Here is a 21,455-nt window from a genome sequence, read left to right on the forward strand (position 1 = left end):
GCTATAACAACTTTGAGGGAGTACTTAGCATATATGCGGGTGCTTCTTGTTCAGGTTGCCGCAGCACAGAACATAATGGTTGTAGCATTGAAGGGTGTTTTTTACTTGAATGTACAAAGAACCATGGTGTTGATTTTTGTGGAGAGTGCAATGAGTTTCCATGTAAAAAAACGCAGGGATTGTTTGAAGAAATAGTATACCGGCAGTGGCTGGAAGGAAATCAACAAATTAGAGAATACGGTATAGAGGCATATTGGAAAAATAATTCCGAAAATCCGCATTATAAACCGTATAAAAAGTAATTAAAATTCCAGTTTATCGGAATCAAAAATCACAGCACCCATAACAGGTGCTGTGATTTTTTTTCGTAAAACTTGTGCTTGGTAATTTCTCCGCATATAAGGTCGAGATCGGGCAGCTCGTTTGGGTCGATTTTTCTTGCGTCATCATAAAACACCTCACCTTCTGTATCATACAAAATTTCATAGGCTTTCTTTGCATACTTATCGATCTCGCAGTAACCGACGCACTTGAATCCGCCTGCTTTTTCAAACCCTGAGCGAAATCCGCCGATACCTGCAAAGATATCGAAACATTTTATCAGTACGAATCATCTCCTTTCCGATTTTTCAAACAAAAAAAACGGTCAAGCTTTTTTCAAAACTTGACCGTCACATTGATATATTCATTTCTTCATCTTCTGTTTGCTCACTATCTTCACTTACGATATGAAAATCGACCACGCCTGGGATAACTCCGAGCGTTCTGCCGTTATCAAAGATACAATGCACAGTGCCGATATCATCCACGTGATCGACCTTGCCAAACGTTCCCGACTCAACAGGGAACGGGTCATCGTTCATTTGGTCAAGGCAGATACGAGTTCCTTCCGGATATCTCTGTCGCAGCCTTTCAACGTTTTCTTTATTGTAATACATTTCACATTCCTCCTGTCAAATTTATTTTCTCATCTGTTAATACAGCCTCTGCCACATTGGGATCACCACCTCTCTTAAAAAACAAAAAAGCCGATCCTATTGGTTTCTCTGTTTTAAGAGATACCAACAAAATCGGCAGATCCAATAAATTTGTATTGAAAACTTTGTGAAAGTTTTTTTATATACAAATCGGCAGGCTTAAAGCAAAATATACTCAAAGTCTGCCGTTTTGTTTGACGATGTTTAATTGTTGAGGGTTCAGATCCTTTTTTTACGAAAAAGCATCTATGGTTTTACACCTGAAATTTTTACCCTCAAAACGCAAAAAAAGCTCGTAAATACGAGCTTTTCGAGGTGTGCATCTATTTCATTGCACAAGTATGGTGACCCGTACGGGAATTGAATTAATCCGCACACCTGATGCGGTCTTTAGTAAAATGCGAAAAAGCCCGATTTTGCGGCGTTTTAGAGCAATGCAATTGTAGTGATTTTAAGCCGATTTCGGTGATTTTTAGCACAAATAAGTGGCAAACAAGTGGTTGAAAGTGGCGCATTTCTACCAGGAAGAGTACCGTATGCGTAATGACAGCAGGCTGTCATTTTTTATTAATACTGCTTTTTTGTGAGATCAGAAACCAATTGTTTTCCATCCTCTTCCTCTTCTTTAAATAATTCCATAGCAATAGCTTCACGATCACACTTTAATTTATCAAGTATAAAACTATGTCATAATTCAAAACTTTTAATCACATCATCCCATGTGAATGCATAAACTTCATATGTCGTTTGGATGCGGTGCAGATTTATTCGGCAGATTGTACTAAATTTTCGCAGGTATACTAGCGTATGTCAAGGGAATTTTGGACAATATGACGGATAAAGATTTGCCGCAGACAAGCCAACAGAATTTAGAGATGACCACATATTAAGGAATCACTGAATAAATCACAGTACTATGTTATAAGTTTTAAGTATATCGTCCTTTTTAGCATAAAATGCTTCGATAATACTATGATCCGGTGAAAATATCTCATTATTGCAACATTCTGAATAAACATATTCTTCTTTCATAATCTTGCTCTGTGTTTCATCAAGACACAGCCAGCTTATCTGATAACCGTTTATCCTGTAAACAGTTTTTTCTTTAAAATCAAGAGTCTGCGCAATGATGAGATATTTCTTCCCTGGTACCATAAAATTCATGCCGCCAAAATCTAGCGAGAATAGTTTTTCAGAAGGTGTCTCTATCTCCATGTCCTCAGCATTCATTAACCGCTCTTTGAACTCAGCCTCTGTTTCGTAGTGAAAGCCGCCTTTGATTTCAACATCAATGCTGTCTGTTTTGATATTACCCTTTATGACCTTATCCACATCAAGGGTGCAGAAGGTACTGCCCTTTGAAAAGGAAAAGCTGTCCTGTGGAGTTCCTACAAATATGGCTGTTCCGTAAAGCCCAATGCCGTAGTCTGCATTCTCACTGTCAAACTGAGAAAAGCGATCATACAGTTCCTCTGTATCATGGATCACAGCAATATAGTCACAATTGCTGTTATGTATCTTCTCGATAGTGTCCATGCGGGTTATTCCTACGTCCTCTGACAAGCCCTTTGCATGTAAGCAAAGCAGAAGAGTGACTGCGATCAAAGCCGCCTGTAAGGTCAAAAATACTTTCATATCATTCCTCCCGGACAGCGCCATTGTCAACTCTGAATATCTTATCGCTCAGAAGGGCGATATCCTCCTTGTTGTGACTTGCAACACAGACTATTGCCCCTCGCTTTGCCTGTGCAGAGATCAGCTTTCTGATTTCGTCAACACCGCTGTCATCAAGACCATTTGTAGGTTCATCGAGGAGCAGCACATCGGGTTCCTCCATAATAGCCTGTGCAATAAGTATCCTCTGCCGCATACCGAGGGAATATTTTCTGATTGGGCGCTTATCGTCGGGATCAAGCCCTACCTCCGAGATAGTCTCACGAATTTTGTCTTTGCTTATCTTCTTTTTTATCCCTGCCAGCAGCTTCAGATTTTTATATCCCGACAAGTCCGGAAATAGTCCTGCATTTTCAATAGCAATACCCACACTGGGCAGAGCGTCAATGTCCTTGTGCAGCACCTTGCCGTCTATCTCAATGCTGCCGCTTGTAAGATGTATAAGTCCCGATATTGCACGGAAAAGCATGGTCTTTCCGCTGCCGTTTCGCCCTACAAATCCGTAGATATTTCCGCCCTCCAGTGTAAGAGACACATTGTCGATCACTGTGCTGTTTTTGAATTTTTTAACTGCATTTTTAACTGTTATCGTTGACATTTCTATCTCCTCACACTAATATCTCTTTGTTGTTAAGGCTAACATCAGATCTGTTCACATAGGTGCAGAATATGACACACACCGCAAATAAGATCACTCCCATTACTATTACTGACGTTACAATGCTCCGCCTGTTTTCTGACATATTAAAAATGACAGCCAAAGGGTTTATGTTTTTTATGAGGGTATTCTCAAAGCCGTACCTTGCAGATATAACAAAGGCATAATGTGCTGCCGCTCCGACAGATAATCCGATAGTACTGCCGAACAATGCCGAGAAAAGATTTGTGGTGGTAATAAGTATCCAAATGTACAGTATCATCATCATGGTTATCCCAACTATTTTTCCTATATCCCCGGGCTGATTTGCAACGCCCATTTTGGCAGTCATTAACCATATCACAACCACGTTGACAAGGACTATAACAGCGCTCTGCAAATATATACGAGCCGAGTTTTTGACGAACCATTTTGTTCTCTTGTTCTCTCGGATAAAAACATAAATATCGCTGACGTTCAGGTTATCAGACATGGTATGTCCGAACATAAAAAGATAGACAACAGCCACAGTCAATGTGTACAGCATAAAGGGCAGGCTTGCATCACGAAGTGCTGTAAAACCGAAAGCGTTTCCGATAAACAAAAGATCAAAACTCTCATCGTATTCTCCCAGACTGCGCTCTGCGAGAATGTTGAAAAAATTACGACCGTTGAATATCAGTGACAATGGGACAATAGATGCGATCATTAGAAGCATTTTCTTCATTCTCTCACTCCCTAGATATAGTCTTTTCTGCCACAGAAAAGCAGCAGAGCCGAACTCACGACTATCACCGCACCCATAGCAATGAAAAACGCTAAATAGTTCACTCCACTCCTGCCGTCACAGTAATAGTAAGTAACATATTTGAATGGATCGAGTGCGGTATATTTTTTATCTATATCATCATTCATGCTGTAGTTTTCAAGGAACTGCATTATGTTTATGATAAGAAATCCGACCCCGAAGGTCAGCACTTTGTTCCTTCTGCAAAACACCGAACAGGCAAGAGCAAGCACCCCGAACACTCCCGACATCAGAGAAAACATAAAAGCATGAAGCATACTGTACAGAAAGGGCGAAGCCGCCAGCAGTTCTCCAAAGGGAGCATTGGGGTAATCTGTGGCACGCATAACGCCGAAGCCGTTAAAACGCCAGTTCGGGTTGAATAGATTTGCTCCCATGGAATTATCGAAGATGAGATAATTAAGACAGCTGTTTATCATCAGCGGAACGAAAAATATCAGAAATGAGCCGATAAATGCAGCTGTGATCTTTGATATGATGTACCTTTGTTTACCGCAGTAGGCGCACAACAGAGTATCCGTGTTGGCTGCCTTGTCGGTAAGTATCGAAAAAGAAAAGGGCAGAGCACACAGAAATGGGAACAGCAGCTCAAGATAGCTGAGCAGTCCTGAGGGTACACAGAGGATAAATGCTTCAAAGGAGGTTATGACCGACGATGGGTCGTTCCCGGGAAAGCCGTCTCCTTCCATTCGTAGGGCGGTAACACCGTATGAACTGAAAACAACCTCTAAGAGACATATCATCATCATTGCCGAAAAGCCGAACATAAAGCCCTTTTTGTTAAGCATTATTTTTGTTTGGGTAAGTATACTTTTGATCATATATTTGCCTCCGTAGGTTTATATTAATACATAGAGGAGAAGATTCACTTCTCCTCCGATGTATTATCCTTACATAAACCTGAATTCACCAGACACCTTGCATTTGCAGCCTGAAGTCTTGTTCTTAACATATCCATAATAGGTTTTATTACCTCTGCACATGGATGAATCAAACGAATATAACTGGTTAGTGTTATATACATCAACATAATCGGAATAGCCCCCCGTCTTAACCTTAAATCGGGGTGTTCCTTTGCTATAGCCGCTTACGCTTGAAATTGATGTTGCCCATACACCATACGCATAGTCAATTGAATAGCCTGATGTAGTTGTAATAGGGTTATAGTCGTCAGAATGTGCAAGTTCATTGCTGAACGAAGCTGTACCATAAGCGTTTACACCTATAGCCGACATCGATGCCATCATCATAACAGCAGCACCCATAGCTGCAATTCTCTTAACGATCTTTTTCATATTAAACGTCCTTTCTCAATATAAGTGTAATTTTCTTTAAGTTTTGTTGCAGAGTATTTTAATTTCATCATATCACACAATTATTGCAATGAATAATTGTGCAAAATAAATATTCACATCTTCATTGGATTCACCAAACCTTTCTATTTTTATTACACCAGTTATGTATCAGAAAATCAATGTTCCGCTGTTGACTTCCAGATACTCGTATTTACTTCCGCTGTAAACATATACATGAGCTTCAGTACGATATTTTCTTCCTGATACCGCCGATGAATATGTATCGCTGACGTATGCGCTGCGTCCGTTCACTGCTTTTGTAACAACATCAACATTACTCCAAGCACCGTTTGAATATTCCTGTAGATACAGATAAATGCTTATCTTTGTTGCTGTGGATTTGCCCTTAGCATCACATTTATAAGCTATATTTGAGCCTGAACGATATACACTTGTACTAACATTGTCTGTGTACAGATACATTAATTCTATACCCGGTTCTACATAATCGATTACGCTATTCGCCGAAACACTCATACTAAGCGAACACATCATAATGCATATAGCCATTATCGCAGAAATCATTTTCTTCATAAAAAATGTGCACTCCTTTCCTCAAAATTTTGTTCCCTTTATATACTGAGATACAAGTTTGAGTAAATTTGTACACACTTTTCGTAAAAAATATTTTATTTTGTAGGATTAACCGAATTTGCCATTTCAATTATGTCATTTTTGCACAAATCTCCGTTTATGGAATATACATAATCTCCATCATTCCAAACAATGATAGATGAGTTGTCATCATAGGATAAAAACGCTTCACAGCCTGATACGGTAACATATTCTGTTTTCCTATTTTCAGTATCAATATTATGGGTTGCCGTTAATGGACTTTGAGAATAAAAAATGATTTTATTTTTGAAACGATAATCAATGCCTAAATGTGCGATATCCTCAATTCTGCTTTCTTCTACAAATCCTTTTGGAATAAACGTCGGCTCATAATAGATAAATTCATCGTTCATATCATCTGCGGGAATAGCTCCTTGAACAGCATGCACATCAGCGTTATTTTCATTTTGCGAGACAAACAAACCTACGAACCATTCTCTTAACTGTGGAACAGCGGCAACTGTAATTGTACCCATCATTAAACCTGCCGCTATAATAAAAATAGTCTTCCTCAGAGTTGTTTTTATCAACGGATAATATGGTCTGCTTCTGTCCTTTATGAGCCTGTTTACTTTCTTTTTGTAAGTCTCTGAAAATTTATATTCAACATCTGCGATAGATTCCATTTCTCCTGCACACGGCAGTATGATAGTTTGTTCGATAGCTCTATACAATGCTGTATTTTCATTCACTAATATCACCTCGTAATTTTTCAAACAAAATCTGTTCAGCCTTTCTCAGATATTTATATACAGCGTTCCGTGAAACTCCCATAAGTTTGGCGGTTTCATCGGCATTGTGTCCGTAATAATAAAAATATGTAATTGCAACTCTGTATTTTTCTTCCAGTTCGCTGATTGCCTTAGATAAATCGGCAACATTATAATCGTTAAATTCATCGGCGGAAGGAATATCTCTCATTTCTTCATGAATGTCATTGTAGAAATGCTTTTTTTCTTTGTTATAAAGTCTATAAGAAGCGTTTCTAATAGTTATAATCAAGTAAGCTTCCATTTTGTACACGGGTAAATTGTGAATTTTATGAAAATTATCGGCTATTCTATAAAATGTTTCCCATACAGCTTCTTCCGCTAATTCATGTGATCTTAAAATCTTAAACGACTCGGTATATAGCTTTTTTTCAAACTTTTTTACTAGTTGTTCAAAACTTTTTTTATCTTCATCATCGTTTATCAATGTCAGACAAACTGTTAACATAAAATCTCCCCTTTGACTTCATTTGTTAGTATATAACAAGTATATCACTAAAAGTTAAATATTTCAAGCGTAAAGATACAGAAAACTCAGACTTAGCCACATGTAAATTCTTCAGCCAATCGGAATACTCATAACGGGTAATATCCTTGCCCTGCTTGCAGGTGCGTCTATCGTCAGCCTGACCCGATCGGCACAAAGAGTCTTAAATGTATAATTATTATAAAAATGCAGGCATTTTGGCATGAATGGTAAACATTGAACTTCCAATGGTAAAAACAACTCATTTCGTCATATTATCAACCGCCCACCAAGCCTTCTGATATGCCACGCTATCATGCAGACCAGGCTGGAGGTGAGTAATGAAACGGTCTATGCACAGACAGGCGGTGTGGCTCTACCCGGAAGTAAAAGAACTGCTGACCACTCATATGACGGCAGCAAACGCACTAAATCGTAGCAGTGGTTTTTCATCATGATTTGCGACGGAAATATACAGCGTGAGAGTTGATGTCAGTCTGATTGACGTTAGCTTTTGAGTGGGTCGTGTTTCACGTCCTACCCATAAAAATAGCGTTCTGAATTTCTGTTGTAAACTAACGCACTAAATCGGGGCGGCGGTTTCGGGAGTCATCATTTGGGTGACCCCTTGAAGCTGGCGTAACAGCAAAAAAGGAATGAACGAAACGTTCACCCCTGCGTAAAGACAGACTTACCATTTTGGGAAATCGGTCGTATGATAACTTGCTTGGATTATTCAAAGGTCGGGAAATGCGATTTTTGAAATGTGTGTCAGGCTGATTAAATTGAAAAACAGAAGTTATATCAGACGTACTAATTTACATTGTTCAATTCCATTGCTCCAGAAATCCGATATTTCAAGCTTTCTTATCTGACAAATTATAGCGGAATTCATAGCGCCGTGCCCGACAATAAGTATATCTTTACCTGAATTAATTGTTGGAGTTACAACCTCTGAAATAAAGCTACCAGTACGTGCGAACAATTCGTCAAAAGTCTCGCTTCCACCAACAGATTCAGTGTATGATGCAGGTTCCTTAAAAAGTACGTTTATCGGGCAGTCAGGTATCTGAAAGCTATTCGCTAGTCCCTCATAGCAACCAAATGACATCTCGACAAGTCTATCATCTGTTATTATCGGAACATTTCTATCCCTCAAAACAATCTCTGCCGTTTCTTTTGCCCGAATAAGTGGTGATGTGTAGCAAACATCAAAATGCACATCAAGATATTCAGTGTGTGCAGCTTCAGCCATTTTGCGTCCTTCATCATTTAACGGTATATCGGTTCTGCCTTGCAGTTTATGTTGTTGATTCCATTCTGTTTTTCCGTGACGCATAATATATAACATAATATTTATAATGTCCCCCTTGTCAAGACACAAATGAAAAAAATTATCGTGACAGCGAAAACTTTGTATAGCCATCCAAAAAACGTAAGCAAAATTTATGCAGCATTGCATACAGACTTGGTTTGGTAAACCTGCACAGGCAACTTGTAGCCAAGCGCCTGATGGGGTCTTTCGTTGTTGTAATCCTTGATGTAACCACCAATCTGCTGGCGCAGCTCTCTGGGATTGCTGTATTCATTGATATAAATCAACTCCGTTTTCAAGCTGCGAAACCAGCGTTCAATTACCACATTATCCACCCATCTAGCTTTTTCGTCCATACTCTGGCGGATATTCTTCGCTTTCAGGAATTCAATATAGTCATTGCTTGTAAACTGGCTGCCCTGATCAGAATTGATAATTTCAGGATTGCCGTATTGTTCCATGGCATTTGTGACTGCTGCTAAAACCGGTGCAGTATCCAGCGTATCAGACAATTCATAGCCCACGATAAAACGGCTGTACCAATCAATAATCGCTGTCAGATACATATGGCTGCGCCCCATTTTGATATAGGTGATGTCAATTGACCATACCTGATTTGGTCGGTCAATTTTTAGATTTTTCAGCAGATACGGAAATTTTAAACTGTTCTTTGATATTGTCAATAAAACTTGACACATTTTTTGAAAATCACGCAGCGACTCGCAACTCCTCATAATACCTCCTGCGTTTAACTGCCGAAGGCAATCCACCATTTGCGGAACATATCTGATGTAGTATAATAAAACTTGACACAACCAAGCCAAAGGAAATATAATAAAAAAAAGAAAGGTTGTGTTTAGAATGGGAACAGGAAAACAGTACAGTGAGGAATACAAAAAAGAAGCGGTGAAGCTTGCAAAAGAGATAGGAAATAAGGCGGCAGCCGAGGAACTTGGCATACCCAAAGGAACTATCGGGACATGGGTAAGCAAAGCCAAAGCCGGTGAAATAGACACAGGTGCCGGCACACGTACACCCGAAGAATCTCTTAGCCTTGCGCAGCAGCTGAAGGAAGCAAACAAGCGGATAAAAGAGCTTGAAAAGAAAAATCGGCAGCTGGAGGAACTGAATGAATTTCTGGAGGAGGCGTCCGCTTTTTTCGCAGCGAGCCGTCAGAAGCCGGGAAAGAGCAAAGACTGAAATATATCGCAATCCGCACCGATGACGGCAGAGTTAATGGAAAAATCAGCTTTTATTGCATGGCTCTTGAAGTCAGCAGACAGGCATTTTATGACTATCTTGACCGCAAGAATAATCCGTGGAAATATGAGCAGCTTTCAGTGGAAATGCAGAAAATACATAATGAGGATGAATGTAACGATTGTTATGGCAGGAAACGTATGTATATGGCGTTAAAGCTGAAAAAGGAAGCCGGGGAAATTAACATATCAATTCCCAGTGAAGCTACTGTCCGCAAGGTTATGGAGCAGATAGGACTGATTCATAAACCGCGCAGAAAGCCTAATGGTATCACAAAGGCAGACCGTGAAGCAATGAAGTCAGATGACCTTCTGCACCGTAATTTTAAGGCAGATAAGCCCGGTGAAAAGTGCATAACCGACATAACGGAGCTCAAAGGCAAGGACAGCAAGCTGTATGTATCGGCGATTTTTGATTGCTACGATGTAACCGTAGTCGGTCTTGCCATGGATACAAATATGAAAGCAGAGCTTTGCATTGAAACGGTAAAGAACGCCATCAGCTCATATCCTGAATTAAAGGGTGCGATACTTCATTCGGACAGGGGCAGTCAATATACAAGTGAAAAATATCGTGAAGCATTGAAATCGGCAAGGTTAGTACAGAGCATGAACAGTGCTGGAGGAAGGTGTCATGATAATGCAAGATGCGAGAGTATGTGGGCAAGGATGAAGGAGGAGCTTTTTTACAGCAGAAACAGGAAACCGGACAACTATACCGCAGCAGAGTTGAAAACGATGATTTGGCGGTATTATATGAGCTATTGGAATAATAGAAGGATATGTTCCGCAAATGGTGGATTGCCTTCGGCAGTTAAACGCAGGAGGTATTATGAGGAATTGCGAGCCGCTGCGTGATTTTCAAAAAATGTGTCAAGTTTTATTGACAATATCAGGAGGTATTATGAGGAGTTGCGAGTCGCTGCGTGATTTTCAAAAAATGTGTCAAGTTTTATTGACAATATCAAAAAAAGGATTTCATGAGCACGTCAAAGATCATTCGTTAAACAAATACCACTTTGACATAGGGGGTGTGTCACTGTGCAACGTTTTAAATTCACAACTTGCCCCTGTGTCAAATTTCTGATATTTGTCGTACCTTACAAATCTTGCGGCAACCTATTGACAACTGTTTCAATTTGAGATACCATAGAATTGGGGAGTAATAAGCTCACAAAGATTTAAAAGTCTTTGTGGGCTTTTTTGTTTGGATAGATATCTCCAGTGGAAGAAAGAGTAAAACATAGAATCTTGAAAAACAAAAAGAAGACATATAATTTGAAAATTATTAATTCAAATCCGGTTGCAAAATAGCTACTTCTCCCCCTATACATATGAGAGCAAACCATACAAGATTTCTGTTCTGATTTTGTGCAGAGATACAAACTTTAAAATAATTGCTGTCAAAATGGTTGTCAAAACCTCAACTTCTTCCCCTATACAAGCGGAAGAGCATAGTTAAAATGGCCGAAGTCATATGAGCAGACTTGTGCAACCCTACAAATTTTTTTTCACGCACGCATAAAAAGCTTCTTTTCGTCGGCTACAGATTGAGAGGCAAAAAGAATCTTGAAAACTAAATCCCACGCAGGAGAGATACCAAGCGGCGAAGTACAGCGAAGATCGTGCGGGAGGAGCAGGAGCGTACCAAGCTTGTAAAAACGTCCTTAGGTCAAACAAGGCTTTCTGACAGGAACTGTACTGTTGTGGGGAAGAAGAAAAAAAGAAAAGGAGGCTTGATAACTTGAAAAAGTTCAACTCAAAGTCCTGCGAAGAAATTATGACAACCGTGTACAAGCCAATAGAGTTTGTTGTAGACGGCTTGCTTGCACAAGGTCTGTATATCTTAGCAGGCGCACCGAAGGTGGGAAAGTCATGGCTGGCACTTGATATGTGCTTGTCGATAGCGAAAGGAGAAAAAGTTTTAGATCAGGAAACTACACAAGGAACTGCGCTCTATCTGTGTTTAGAGGACAGCTATGTACGAATCCAAAATCGTCTCTATGAAATTACAGACGAGCCGACAGAGCGATTGCATTTTGTAATCATGTCAGAATCAATAGGCAGCGGACTTGAAGAGCAGATCAAGAATTTCAAGAAAGAGCATAGCGATTTAAAAGTTGTGTTCATTGATACTCTGCAAATGATTCGTGAGTCAACCGATAACGGTTATGGTTCGGACTACAAAGAGCTATCTATTCTGAAATGTCTTGCGGACAAGCTTGAAATTGCAATCGTAGCTGTTCATCACACACGAAAGTGTTCCGACAGCGATCCATTCAATATGATATCGGGCAGCACAGGTTTGTCGGGCTGCGTTGACGGAAGCATGGTTCTTGTAGAAACAAAGCGTGGCAGCCGAAACGCAAAACTTTACTGTGTAGGACGTGATATTGAAAACCAAGAAATAAATCTTGTGTTTGAAAATAGTCGCTGGAAAGTTGTTGACGAAGTGACGGCTAAAGAAGCGGACTTTTTCTCTTTCGCTGTGCATGATTTCATGTTGGAACGCAATTATTTTAAAGGCTCTGCAACGGAGCTTGCAATCATGCTAAGCAAAATACTTTGTAAAGAAATTTTCGCAAACCATATCAAAAAAGAACTTATGAAGCACGCTTATGAATTGCAAAGTTACGGTGTGACTTTTAAATCCAGACGCAGCAACGGTCAGCGAGTAATTATTCTGAAATATGATAAAAGCAGTGACACCGGTGACGGTAAAAATCTAATGCCCGAAGCTGTTAAATATACTGACCCTGCTGTCACTGAAATGAGTTCGGAAGGTTCCGAAAAGCCTTTAAATACGTTGTTTGAGGGCGATTATGGAAATCAAAAAGATAAAAATTCTGCTGACCCTGTGCGCAAAGCTACTGTCCCTGTTTGTAATTCTACTGACCCTGTCCAAGGTGAAAAGATATGTGAAGTAAGGTGGACAACGCTTGATGAAATTCTGAATGAATCCGCAAGAAAAATCAGAAGCACACTTGCAAGTCAAGGCATTGAAGTTCCGCCATTTAAGAGTTAGCGAATGTGGGGCGATTTGTGCCCTCCTCATTTGCGGTAGGGTAAACATACCACTCGGGGCATCAGAGGGCAACACACGCCGATTTGTGAGCGGTGTACGAGTAGATAACCGAAGAATTCTGAAATCAGTTTGAAAGCACGTCGAAACCGGATATGTCAGTTATGCACAAATCCCCGATTTGCCGTATAACGAAGAAAGTGAAATATTTCATTGCAAGTTAAAGTTTCGGGGTCACAGCCCCCGAAACACTCACAGCGAACGAGCAAAGCTCGCCGCAAAAGTGCCGAAAATACGCAGTTTCAGCAAAATGATTGTGCATAATTTTTATGGGGTCATAAGTTTGAGTTTTGAATGATTCAGGGGTCGCAAGGGCTGAAAAGTGCGTAAAATCGGCGTGATTACAGGCGTTGTCGATGACGTCTAAGAGAATATCAGGAAAGGACTGTTTAAAATGATCGGAAGAAAAATCAAAGGCAGAACAATCGGAAAGACAACAAGGAGGGGGATAACAGAATGGATAACAACACAAAGATCACAATGCTTACAATCAAGGAGGCGGCAGCGCTTGTCGAAGGACTGACAGAGTATAGAGTCCGCCAGATGTGTATCAACAATCAGATCCCACACATCATGGCAGGAAAAAAGTATCTCATCAATCGGGATAAGTTTTTGAGTTATCTCCGTGGCGAAACTGTGTGAGAAATTTTGTTGATTAGGTAGAATTTAATAACGAAGGCGCATTTCTGTTAGACATTTCCGCAGAGATGTAGTATAATGTCGGTTGCAGAAATGCGCCATAGTTTTGAAACGGAGGTTTATATATGGCGACAATAAGACGGCGTCCCAACGGGACTTACGAAATTAAAGTGTCATGCGGTTACGGCGTGGACGGAAAGCAGCGCAACCAGTACAAAAGCTACAAGCCTGAACCGGGTATGACGAAAAGGCAGATAGAAAAGGAGATGCAAAGGCAGGCTATACTGTTCGAAGAAGACTGCAAGCGTGGACAGATAACTGCGGCAGTAAAGTTTGAAACATTTGCTGAGCAGTGGTTTGAGGAATATGCAAAAGTCAATCTTCGCCCTACATCATACGCACGAATGAAACAGCTTACCAAGCGGGTATATCCTGCGATCGGTCACAAGCGGCTTGATAAGATAACTGCTCGTGATATTCAGAAGTTCGTGACAGATATGCTTGTCAACGGCAAGAATATGAACACAGGTAAGCCGCTGTCGAGGAAAACGGCAGTGCATCATCTAAGCTTCATAAGCGACGTATTCAGCTACGCTGTACGTATGGGAATGCTGTGCGACAACCCTTGCAGGCGAGTATTCGTGCCTAAACAGGAGCAGGAGGAAAAGCAGATCTACACGATCGAGCAAGTAAAGATACTTTATGAAAATCTGAAAAGCGAGCCTATGAAATATCAGGTGTACCTGCTTCTTTCGATATACAGCGGTTATCGCCGCAGCGAGATGCTAGGACTTGAGTGGAAGGATATTGACTTTGAGCATGATCTGATACACGTTCGTCGCACCTCGCAGTACACTGCGGAAAAAGGGATATACACCGACACCACCAAGACAAGAAAATCAAAACGTGTATCCAAAATGCCTGCCTCGATAATGAACTTGCTCAGGCAGTTCAAAGCAGAGCAGGATGAAGAAGCAAGGCGGCTTGGGACGAAATGGGAAGATCACGACAGGCTGTTCACCAAATGGAACGGCGCGCCCATGAATCCGCAGACTCCTTTTGAGTGGCTAAAAGGCTACTGCGAGCGAATAGGAATACCGTTTAGAAATATTCATTCTCTACGTCACTTGCACGCCTCACTTCTGATTTTTGAGGGCGTGGATGTTGTAGCGGTATCAGAAGATATGGGTCATAGCGTCGTCGGAACGACTTTGAACTTGTACAGTCATATGTTCCAAGAGGCTAAAGCAAGAAACTGCGATGCGATAAGCAATGCGCTGAGCTTCACAAACGAGGCAAACACAGAGGAAGAAAAGCCTGCCAAGGATAGCTATGAAGATATATATGTAAATGAGGACGAGCAAGAGGAAGAACAACTCGTACAAGTTTTTGGGACATAAAAATCACCCGCAAGACAGCGTCCTGCGAGTGACACAATAACATATCTTTAAACAGTAATTTTCAAAACAAGTGGCAGATAAGTGGTTGAGAACAATTTCTGAATAAATAAAAACTCGGAAACAACGTATTTACGCTGTTTCCGAGCATATGGTTTGGTGACCCGTACGGGAATTGAACCCATGATTCCGCCGTGAAAGGGCGGCGTCTTAACCTCTTGACCAACGGGCCGATTTTTCGCTATGAGAAATGTGGTAGCGGTAACTGGATTTGAACCGGTGACACCCTGGGTATGAACCAAGTGCTCTAGCCAACTGAGCTATACCGCCATATGTTTTCCTCATAGCGACTTAATTATTATACACCAACGGCCCCAACTTGTCAACCCCTTTTTCAAAAAAATCTTCAAAAAATTCTATTTTGTTTATCGTGCATATAATTCGGGTTGCATTTTTAAACATTATGTCACTTGTCACAATGATATTATGCCCTTTTTCGCAAAATTTTACGCAAATTTGTTCAAAAACACTTTTCGTCTTTACGATTATGTGATATAATAAGTAAAATACATAGTTAAATAGTTCAAAACTATCAACCTATAATAATAAGGAGACATATAAAATGAAAAGCGTGTATATGAACCGTGAGCTTTCCTGGCTCAAATTCAACGAGCGTGTGCTGGAAGAGGCCGATCGTGAGTGCGTGCCGCTCTGCGAAAGGCTTTCATTCGCTTCGATCTATCAGAGCAACCTCGACGAGTTTTTTATGGTGCGTGTGGGCTCTCTCACCGACCAAATGGAAGTCGATTCAAGCGGCAGAGAAAATAAGACCAATATGACCGCAAAGGAACAGCTCAAGGCTGTTATCACCCGTGTTGGTGAGCTTAACGAGCGCAAAAATGCCATCTATGCAAACCTTATGGAGCAGATTGCAAAGCAGGGCGTGGAGCTTGTGGACTTTTCAAACCTCACCCCAGAGGAAAACGCCCAGCTTGAACAGTATTTCCTCACGCAGATCGCACCGCTGCTTTCGCCAGTTGTTGTGGGCAAAAGACAGCCTTTCCCGTTCCTGAAAAATAAGGAAATTTACGCCGCATTCGTCCTTTCAAGAAAAAATTCAAAGGACAAGCTCGGTATGATATCCTGCGGCTCTGAGGTGTTCCCAAGGCTCATAAAAGTGGGTTCGCAGGGCAAATATATGCTCTCTGAAGAGCTTATCCTCCACTTTGCGCCAAAGGCTTTCAAGGGCTATACAGTCACCTCAAAATCTCTTATCAGAGTGACGAGGAACGCCGATATCGACGCAGACGCCCTTTATGATGAAGACCTCGATTACAGAGAGTTTATGGCAGACCTTATCAAGAAAAGAAAGCGCCTTACCCCTGTCCGCTTGGAGCTTTCAAGAGAGCTTGACAGCGGCGTGGTGGAGCTTCTTTGCAAGTATCTTGAAGTCCACAAGCGCTCCGTTTTCCGCAACAGCACTCCGCTTGATCTGTCGTTCCTGTTCCAGATACAGGATATCCTCAGACAGAAAACAGAGCTTTTCTATGCAAAAAGACTGCCGCAGAAAAACACAGTTTTCGACGAAAACAAGCCTGTTCTGCCGCAGATCAAAAAGAAAGACCGCCTGCTTTCATATCCTTTTGACAGCATAAAGCCTTTCATCAGAATGCTCCGTGAAGCCGCTGACGATGATGAGGTCGTGTCGATAAAAATGACGCTCTATCGTGTGGCAAAGCACAGCGAAGTTGTGGAAGCACTTTGCGAAGCCGCCGAGAATGGCAAGGACGTTCTTGTGTTGGTGGAGCTAAAAGCACGTTTTGACGAGGAAAATAATATCGAATGGTCACGCCGACTTGAAAAGGCAGGCTGTACAGTTATATACGGCCTTGAGGGCTATAAAGTCCACTCAAAGCTTTGCCTTATCACAAAGCGTATCGGCACAAAGACAGAATATTACACTCAGATAGGCACGGGAAATTACAACGAAAAGACCTCACGACTTTATACCGACCTGTCCGTTATGACCTGCGATAAAGCTATCGCACAGGACGCTATCAACGTTTTCAACGCTCTTTGCGCTGACGATACAGTCAAGACCACAGACAAGCTTCTCGTTGCGCCGAATTGCCTGCAAAATAAAGTCCTCGATATGATCGACGAGCAGATAACCCTTGCACAGTCGGGCAAGGAAGCTTATATCGGCGTGAAGATAAATTCGCTCACCGACAAGAAGATAATCGACCGCTTTATCGAAGCCTCAAAGGCAGGCGTGAAGATAGACCTTGTGGTAAGAGGCATATGCTGTCTTATCCCGAACGTAAAGGGCGAAACTGACAATATCAGAATTATAAGCATTGTGGGACGTTTCCTTGAACATTCGAGAATTTATATGTTCGGCAAGGGTCAGGATAGAAAAATCTATATCGCCTCTGCCGACTTTATGACAAGAAACACCCTCCGCCGTGTGGAAGTCGCCGCACCGATACTTGATAAGGATATCAAGGCGCAGCTCAGCGAAATGTTCGATATTATGCTCAGCGACAACGTGCAGGCTAGAGAACTTGACAGCAACGGCGAATACACCCTCGTGCCAACAGAGGGCAAGGCTGTAAGCTCGCAGGAAGTTTTCTATGATATGGAATACGCAAGGGCTGGGGAAGCTGTCGAAAAAGAGGACAAGTCAGACAAGCAAGGCAAGTCCTCAAAGGCTGATAAATCGAAAAAAGTAAAGAAATAATCATATACCATAAATATACGAAAAAACAGCGAAAGCAATACAAACGCTTTCGCTGTTTTTGTTGTGTGTGCAAAGTTATGGCTTGAATTTGTAAAATCCGTCGTTTGTGCAGTAATAGCAGAAATAGCCGTCGCCAGTCTGCGGAAAACGCACGCCAAGGCTCTGCTCGGCGTAGGTCTTGACAAGGCTGACCCTGTAGAAATTCACCTGCGCAATAAATGCGATGTAGTGATCTTTGGTCATAGGGTGGGCGCTTGTGAGGTAAAATTCGTCCTCGACCTTTTCGACATTGAGCCTGTGCTCAGCGTCAGCCTCCTTTGGCACAAGGGGCGAAAGCTTTTTGCCGCAGCAGGAAATTTCGCCTGCGCCTGTGGCTGTGAAAACAGAGCCGCACTTGTCACATACAAAAAATTTGATCTTGTTCATTTGCAAGGGCGTTAAGGATAGAAACGTCCGGGCAGCCGATACCACGTTCCCACTTGGAAACAGCCTTGTCGCTGACGTGGAGTTTTTCGGCAAGCTGGAGTTGAGTGAGACCTTTTTCCTTGCGCAGTTGGCAAATAAGTTCACCGATCTTTTTATAATCCATAGTGATCTCATTTCAAAGAATAGAGTAGTGGCGTTAAGATGATTATACAATAGAGAAACCACGCTGTCAATAAACGCTTAGTAGAGTGCGTTTAAGTGAGGAATGAAGGAATCGCCGTTGGCGATGGATCTTGCGACCACCCCAACATTTGAATAAATAAAAACATATGCAAAACCCCTTGACAACGCACTTTGCCTGTGCTATACTGCATTTTGAATCAAAGCAAGATAAATAAAAGAGAGGAAAAATTTATGTATACATTGCTGCTGGCGGTCATATATCTCGCCTTTATAAGCCTCGGCCTGCCCGATTCGCTGCTGGGGTCTGCTTGGCCAACTATCCGTGTGGACTTCAACGTACCGATATCCTATATGGGTATCGTCTCAATGATAATCGCAGGGGGCACGATAATCTCGGGCCTTATGTCTGAAAGACTTACAAAAAAATTCGGCACAAAAGCCGTCACGGCTTTCAGCGTGTTTTTGACAGCCGTCGCCCTGTTCGGCTTCTCAACTGTGGATAGCTTTTGGCAAATGTGCCTGTGGGGTATCCCTTACGGACTGGGTGCAGGAGCCATCGACGCCGCTCTTAATAACTACGTTGCGCTCTATTATAATTCACGGCATATGAGCTGGCTCCATTGCTTTTGGGGCGTTGGAACTATCGTCAGCCCTTATATTATGAGCTACGCCCTCACCCATTCAAGCTGGTCAAAGGGCTATCGCAACGTTTCGGTCATCCAGTTCTTTATCCTCGCAGTTATCCTCCTTTCATTCCCGCTTTGGAAAATAAACAAAGACCCTGGGCAAACGGAAGAGGACAAGCCGCTCCTTGGATTGAAAGGCGCACTTAAAATAGAAGGCGTTCCCACCCTGCTTATCGGCTTTTACGCATATTGTGCGGCAGAAGCCACCACAATGCTTTGGGCAAGCAGCTACCTTGAGTGTACGCAGGGCATTTCAAAGGACAAGGCCGCCGCTTTCGGCTCGCTGTTTTTCATCGGCATAACAGTCGGACGTTTCCTTTCGGGCTTCATTTCCGATAAGGTGGGCGACAACCGAATGATACGCCTTGGCACAAGCTTAGCCCTCTGCGGCGTTGTGCTCATCGCCCTGCCCGTGAACATCTGCGCAATAATCGGCTTTGTTGTGATAGGCCTTGGCTGCGCACCTGTTTACCCCTGCATAATCCACTCCACCCCGGCGAACTTCGGCGCAGAGAATTCACAGGGCATAATAGGCATACAAATGGCGAGCGCCTACGTTGGCTCGACCTTTATGCCACCGGTTTTCGGCGTTATCGCAAACAACGTCAACATTCGTCTTATGCCGATATATCTTGCGGTATTTTTCATTTTGCTGTTTGTGATGATATCCAAAACTGAAAAGAAGTGCAGGAAATAGCACTTGACAAGCTTTGGCGCAGGTGGTATAATAACACACAGGGAATGAGGTTCTCCCTTGGCTGGCGGATATTCCGCCGTCAGAACCGCTTTGAAAAGCAAGATTGAGGATTTTCAAGCTGATGACTTCTGCGAACAGGTTTAACTATTGGCGCTTTATGCGTTTATGTGGTTATGCCTTTTGCGGAATGTTGTCGGCTTTTTTGTTTTGTGTGGATACTATTATGGACGTTACGTTTGCGTGGTGCTAATGCTGACGGAGTTGTGTCGCAAAATCGCTGCCCTAAGAACCCGCAAGCGCTCTGGCGCCGCGCTTGAGCCTCCGCTTTAATTTCGCTGCGCTAGTTTTTGGTACAATTGCAAATCCGCACTTTTTCTTTTCCCCATTTCAAAATTCATCGCCGCTAGGCGATACATTCATTCCTCACTCCTCACTCCTCATTCCTCATTTGACTGCATCGTTCTGTTTACGATTTTTCCAATCCTATGCGAATTAAAAAGGAGAAACTATGTTAACTTCACTTGCTCTTATTTTTATTGTCGGGCTTGCTATGGGCGCTATCTGTCAAAGCCTCAAGCTCCCCCGTATCATCGGTATGCTCGCCACAGGTATCGTCCTTGGCCCCTATGTCCTAGACCTCTTCGACCCATCTATCCTATCTATCTCCGCCGACCTCAGAAAGCTCGCCCTCGTGATCATACTCATCAAGGCTGGCCTTTCCCTCGACCTCGGCGACCTCAAAAAGGTTGGCCGTCCTGCCGTCTTGCTTTGCTTCCTCCCTGCAAGCTTCGAGATCATCGCCTATGTGCTCCTAGCCCCTCACCTGTTGGATATATCCCATATCGACGCCGCCGTTATGGGCGCTGTCCTCGCCGCAGTCTCTCCGGCAGTCGTCGTCCCGAGAATGGTTCAGCTTATGGAGACCCACTATGGCACAAAGCAGGGTATCCCTCAGATGATTATGGCAGGCGCTTCCTGCGACGATATTTTCGTCATAGTCCTCTTCACAACTTTCCTTAATATGGCGCAGGGCGGAAGCGCAAAGGTTATGGACTTCGTAAACGTCCCCGTGTCGATCATACTCGGAATCGTCCTTGGCGCATTGACAGGCTGGCTGCTCTATCAGTTTTTCGAGACCTCATACGCCCACAAGCATTGCGTGCGCAACAGCACAAAGGTCATAGTGATCCTCGGCTTTGCCCTGCTTCTTATCGCCGTTGAGGGCTGGCTCGAGGGCAAAATTTCTGTTTCGGGACTTATCGCCGTCGTTAGTATGGCCTGCGTGATAAAGCTCAAAAGCACGGAATTTGTCTCAAAGCGCCTTTCCGAAAAGTTCGGCAAGCTTTGGATAGCCGCCGAGGTCATTTTGTTCGTCCTCGTCGGTGCGGCGGTGGATATCAGGTACACCCTCAAGGCTGGTCTTGGTGCAGTTGCGATGATATTCTTGGCGCTTATTTTCAGAAGCGTCGGCGTATGGCTCTGCACCATTAAAACTTCTCTCACCATAAAAGAGCGCATTTTCTGCGTTATCGCCTATCTTCCAAAGGCGACTGTTCAGGCGGCCATAGGCTCTGTTCCCCTTGCGGCAGGCCTCGGCTGCGGAAAACTCGTCCTCTCCGTTGCGGTGATGGCGATAGTCATAACCGCACCTCTCGGCGCATTGGGCATTGACGCTTCATATAAAAAGCTTCTCGAAAAAGAAAATATTGCCTCGTGACGGACTTGCCCT

Annotated in this window: 22 protein-coding genes, 2 tRNA genes, 1 pseudogene and 1 riboswitch; of the genes and pseudogenes, 9 read left to right on the plus strand and 16 right to left on the minus strand. The window is 42.6% G+C overall.

The window, feature by feature from the left end:
* On the plus strand, nucleotides 1-302 hold a 302-nt coding region (locus tag QZ371_RS04085; protein ID WP_295209846.1), incomplete at its 5' end, for a DUF3795 domain-containing protein.
* Between the two features lie 29 nt (nucleotides 303-331).
* On the opposite strand, the gene QZ371_RS04090 is transcribed toward QZ371_RS04085, so the two are convergent.
* The 12 genes from QZ371_RS04090 to QZ371_RS04145 all read right to left on the minus strand — a co-directional run bounded on the left by QZ371_RS04090 (nucleotide 332) and on the right by QZ371_RS04145 (nucleotide 9,351).
* Nucleotides 332-604, minus strand: coding sequence for a DNA cytosine methyltransferase (locus tag QZ371_RS04090; RefSeq protein ID WP_117858182.1), 273 nt, complete (start codon nucleotides 602-604; stop codon nucleotides 332-334).
* A 67-nt stretch (nucleotides 605-671) separates the two neighbouring features.
* On the minus strand, nucleotides 672-938 hold the full coding sequence (locus QZ371_RS04095; protein ID WP_117896759.1) for a DUF4314 domain-containing protein: 267 nt from the start codon (nucleotides 936-938) through the stop codon (nucleotides 672-674).
* Nucleotides 939-1,883: 945 nt separating this feature from the next.
* Nucleotides 1,884-2,612 (minus strand): hypothetical protein, encoded by a 729-nt coding sequence (locus QZ371_RS04100; protein ID WP_117859548.1) that lies wholly within the window; start codon nucleotides 2,610-2,612, stop codon nucleotides 1,884-1,886.
* Nucleotide 2,613: 1 nt separating this feature from the next.
* The gene (locus QZ371_RS04105) at nucleotides 2,614-3,249 is read right to left on the minus strand and encodes an ABC transporter ATP-binding protein (protein ID WP_022127450.1); all 636 of its coding nucleotides are present in this window, start codon (nucleotides 3,247-3,249) and stop codon (nucleotides 2,614-2,616) included.
* Between the two features lie 10 nt (nucleotides 3,250-3,259).
* Nucleotides 3,260-4,015, minus strand: coding sequence for a DUF2705 family protein (locus tag QZ371_RS04110; protein WP_022127449.1), 756 nt, complete (start codon nucleotides 4,013-4,015; stop codon nucleotides 3,260-3,262).
* A gap of 11 nt (nucleotides 4,016-4,026) precedes the next feature.
* Nucleotides 4,027-4,917: a hypothetical protein gene (locus tag QZ371_RS04115; RefSeq protein WP_118124625.1), complete on the minus strand. Its 891-nt coding sequence runs from the start codon at nucleotides 4,915-4,917 to the stop codon at nucleotides 4,027-4,029.
* Between the two features lie 69 nt (nucleotides 4,918-4,986).
* Nucleotides 4,987-5,391, minus strand: a complete 405-nt coding sequence (locus tag QZ371_RS04120; protein WP_022127447.1) for a hypothetical protein — start codon at nucleotides 5,389-5,391, stop codon at nucleotides 4,987-4,989.
* 168 nt (nucleotides 5,392-5,559) lie between these two features.
* A complete protein-coding gene (locus tag QZ371_RS04125; protein WP_022127446.1) occupies nucleotides 5,560-5,985 on the minus strand; it encodes a hypothetical protein in 426 nt (141 codons plus the stop codon).
* 95 nt (nucleotides 5,986-6,080) lie between these two features.
* The gene (locus tag QZ371_RS04130; protein WP_117957790.1) at nucleotides 6,081-6,758 is read right to left on the minus strand and encodes a DUF4367 domain-containing protein; all 678 of its coding nucleotides are present in this window, start codon (nucleotides 6,756-6,758) and stop codon (nucleotides 6,081-6,083) included.
* Nucleotides 6,751-7,284 carry a sigma-70 family RNA polymerase sigma factor gene (locus QZ371_RS04135; RefSeq protein ID WP_117957789.1) on the minus strand — a complete coding sequence of 178 codons (534 nt, stop codon included), beginning with the start codon at nucleotides 7,282-7,284 and terminating at the stop codon, nucleotides 6,751-6,753. Before QZ371_RS04135 ends, QZ371_RS04130 begins: the two co-directional genes overlap by 8 nt.
* An 817-nt stretch (nucleotides 7,285-8,101) precedes the next feature.
* Entirely contained in the window at nucleotides 8,102-8,653 is a 552-nt protein-coding gene (locus QZ371_RS04140; protein WP_117957788.1) for a histidine phosphatase family protein, read from the minus strand.
* A 95-nt stretch (nucleotides 8,654-8,748) separates the two neighbouring features.
* Nucleotides 8,749-9,351 carry an IS3 family transposase gene (locus tag QZ371_RS04145; RefSeq protein ID WP_295209865.1) on the minus strand — a complete coding sequence of 201 codons (603 nt, stop codon included), beginning with the start codon at nucleotides 9,349-9,351 and terminating at the stop codon, nucleotides 8,749-8,751.
* Nucleotides 9,352-9,478: 127 nt separating this feature from the next.
* On the opposite strand from QZ371_RS04145, the gene QZ371_RS04150 reads away from it, so the two are divergent.
* The 5 genes from QZ371_RS04150 to QZ371_RS04170 all read left to right on the plus strand — a co-directional run bounded on the left by QZ371_RS04150 (nucleotide 9,479) and on the right by QZ371_RS04170 (nucleotide 14,997).
* Nucleotides 9,479-9,817: a transposase gene (locus QZ371_RS04150; RefSeq protein ID WP_118124621.1), complete on the plus strand. Its 339-nt coding sequence runs from the start codon at nucleotides 9,479-9,481 to the stop codon at nucleotides 9,815-9,817.
* A gap of 44 nt (nucleotides 9,818-9,861) precedes the next feature.
* Nucleotides 9,862-10,734 carry an IS3 family transposase gene (locus QZ371_RS04155; protein ID WP_366558696.1) on the plus strand — a complete coding sequence of 291 codons (873 nt, stop codon included), beginning with the start codon at nucleotides 9,862-9,864 and terminating at the stop codon, nucleotides 10,732-10,734.
* Nucleotides 10,735-11,620: 886 nt separating this feature from the next.
* Entirely contained in the window at nucleotides 11,621-12,901 is a 1,281-nt protein-coding gene (locus tag QZ371_RS04160) for an AAA family ATPase (protein WP_242992477.1), read from the plus strand.
* A gap of 513 nt (nucleotides 12,902-13,414) precedes the next feature.
* The gene (locus tag QZ371_RS04165) at nucleotides 13,415-13,600 is read left to right on the plus strand and encodes an excisionase family DNA-binding protein (protein ID WP_038670583.1); all 186 of its coding nucleotides are present in this window, start codon (nucleotides 13,415-13,417) and stop codon (nucleotides 13,598-13,600) included.
* A gap of 122 nt (nucleotides 13,601-13,722) precedes the next feature.
* A complete protein-coding gene (locus tag QZ371_RS04170) occupies nucleotides 13,723-14,997 on the plus strand; it encodes a site-specific integrase (protein WP_118124619.1) in 1,275 nt (424 codons plus the stop codon).
* 154 nt (nucleotides 14,998-15,151) lie between these two features.
* On the opposite strand, the gene QZ371_RS04175 is transcribed toward QZ371_RS04170, so the two are convergent.
* Together QZ371_RS04175 and QZ371_RS04180 are read right to left on the minus strand one after the other, a co-directional pair.
* Nucleotides 15,152-15,226 (minus strand) — tRNA-Glu (locus tag QZ371_RS04175).
* 21 nt (nucleotides 15,227-15,247) lie between these two features.
* Nucleotides 15,248-15,324, minus strand: a tRNA-Met gene (locus QZ371_RS04180).
* Nucleotides 15,325-15,601: 277 nt separating this feature from the next.
* Here QZ371_RS04180 and ppk1 point away from each other — a divergent pair.
* A pseudogene (gene ppk1, locus QZ371_RS04185) lies at nucleotides 15,602-17,734 on the plus strand (polyphosphate kinase 1); the annotation flags it as partial.
* Between the two features lie 75 nt (nucleotides 17,735-17,809).
* On the opposite strand, the gene QZ371_RS04190 reads toward ppk1, so the two are convergent.
* Both QZ371_RS04190 and QZ371_RS04195 read right to left on the minus strand, forming a co-directional pair.
* Nucleotides 17,810-18,160 (minus strand): hypothetical protein, encoded by a 351-nt coding sequence (locus QZ371_RS04190; RefSeq protein ID WP_295209876.1) that lies wholly within the window; start codon nucleotides 18,158-18,160, stop codon nucleotides 17,810-17,812.
* Nucleotides 18,132-18,323 carry a helix-turn-helix transcriptional regulator gene (locus tag QZ371_RS04195; protein ID WP_295209879.1) on the minus strand — a complete coding sequence of 64 codons (192 nt, stop codon included), beginning with the start codon at nucleotides 18,321-18,323 and terminating at the stop codon, nucleotides 18,132-18,134. Before QZ371_RS04195 ends, QZ371_RS04190 begins: the two co-directional genes overlap by 29 nt.
* 251 nt (nucleotides 18,324-18,574) lie before the next feature.
* On the opposite strand from QZ371_RS04195, the gene QZ371_RS04200 reads away from it, so the two are divergent.
* Entirely contained in the window at nucleotides 18,575-19,726 is a 1,152-nt protein-coding gene (locus QZ371_RS04200; RefSeq protein ID WP_295209882.1) for an MFS transporter, read from the plus strand.
* Between the two features lie 31 nt (nucleotides 19,727-19,757).
* Nucleotides 19,758-19,864: riboswitch (Fluoride riboswitch) on the plus strand.
* 370 nt (nucleotides 19,865-20,234) lie between these two features.
* Nucleotides 20,235-21,443, plus strand: a complete 1,209-nt coding sequence (locus QZ371_RS04205; RefSeq protein WP_295209886.1) for a cation:proton antiporter — start codon at nucleotides 20,235-20,237, stop codon at nucleotides 21,441-21,443.
* Nucleotides 21,444-21,455: the final 12 nt, after the last annotated feature.

Origin of the sequence: Ruminococcus sp., from assembly GCF_019423705.1 — a bacterium.
In the GTDB taxonomy this organism is placed as follows: domain Bacteria; phylum Bacillota; class Clostridia; order Oscillospirales; family Ruminococcaceae; genus Hominimerdicola.

What these genes read in the sequence shown, in the direction of transcription:
- QZ371_RS04095 (WP_117896759.1), bottom strand. Translation starts at nt 938, where the DNA reads ATGTATTACAATAAAGAAAACGTTGAAAGGCTGCGACAGAGATATCCG.
- QZ371_RS04100 (WP_117859548.1), bottom strand. Translation starts at nt 2,612, where the DNA reads ATGAAAGTATTTTTGACCTTACAGGCGGCTTTGATCGCAGTCACTCTT.
- QZ371_RS04105 (WP_022127450.1), bottom strand. Translation starts at nt 3,249, where the DNA reads ATGTCAACGATAACAGTTAAAAATGCAGTTAAAAAATTCAAAAACAGC.
- QZ371_RS04110 (WP_022127449.1), bottom strand. Translation starts at nt 4,015, where the DNA reads ATGAAGAAAATGCTTCTAATGATCGCATCTATTGTCCCATTGTCACTG.
- QZ371_RS04115 (WP_118124625.1), bottom strand. Translation starts at nt 4,917, where the DNA reads ATGATCAAAAGTATACTTACCCAAACAAAAATAATGCTTAACAAAAAG.
- QZ371_RS04120 (WP_022127447.1), bottom strand. Translation starts at nt 5,391, where the DNA reads ATGAAAAAGATCGTTAAGAGAATTGCAGCTATGGGTGCTGCTGTTATG.
- QZ371_RS04125 (WP_022127446.1), bottom strand. Translation starts at nt 5,985, where the DNA reads ATGAAGAAAATGATTTCTGCGATAATGGCTATATGCATTATGATGTGT.
- QZ371_RS04135 (WP_117957789.1), bottom strand. Translation starts at nt 7,284, where the DNA reads ATGTTAACAGTTTGTCTGACATTGATAAACGATGATGAAGATAAAAAA.
- QZ371_RS04140 (WP_117957788.1), bottom strand. Translation starts at nt 8,653, where the DNA reads ATGTTATATATTATGCGTCACGGAAAAACAGAATGGAATCAACAACAT.
- QZ371_RS04145 (WP_295209865.1), bottom strand. Translation starts at nt 9,351, where the DNA reads ATGAGGAGTTGCGAGTCGCTGCGTGATTTTCAAAAAATGTGTCAAGTT.
- QZ371_RS04150 (WP_118124621.1), top strand. Translation starts at nt 9,479, where the DNA reads ATGGGAACAGGAAAACAGTACAGTGAGGAATACAAAAAAGAAGCGGTG.
- QZ371_RS04165 (WP_038670583.1), top strand. Translation starts at nt 13,415, where the DNA reads ATGGATAACAACACAAAGATCACAATGCTTACAATCAAGGAGGCGGCA.
- QZ371_RS04170 (WP_118124619.1), top strand. Translation starts at nt 13,723, where the DNA reads ATGGCGACAATAAGACGGCGTCCCAACGGGACTTACGAAATTAAAGTG.
- QZ371_RS04190 (WP_295209876.1), bottom strand. Translation starts at nt 18,160, where the DNA reads ATGAACAAGATCAAATTTTTTGTATGTGACAAGTGCGGCTCTGTTTTC.
- QZ371_RS04195 (WP_295209879.1), bottom strand. Translation starts at nt 18,323, where the DNA reads ATGGATTATAAAAAGATCGGTGAACTTATTTGCCAACTGCGCAAGGAA.
- QZ371_RS04200 (WP_295209882.1), top strand. Translation starts at nt 18,575, where the DNA reads ATGTATACATTGCTGCTGGCGGTCATATATCTCGCCTTTATAAGCCTC.
- QZ371_RS04205 (WP_295209886.1), top strand. Translation starts at nt 20,235, where the DNA reads ATGTTAACTTCACTTGCTCTTATTTTTATTGTCGGGCTTGCTATGGGC.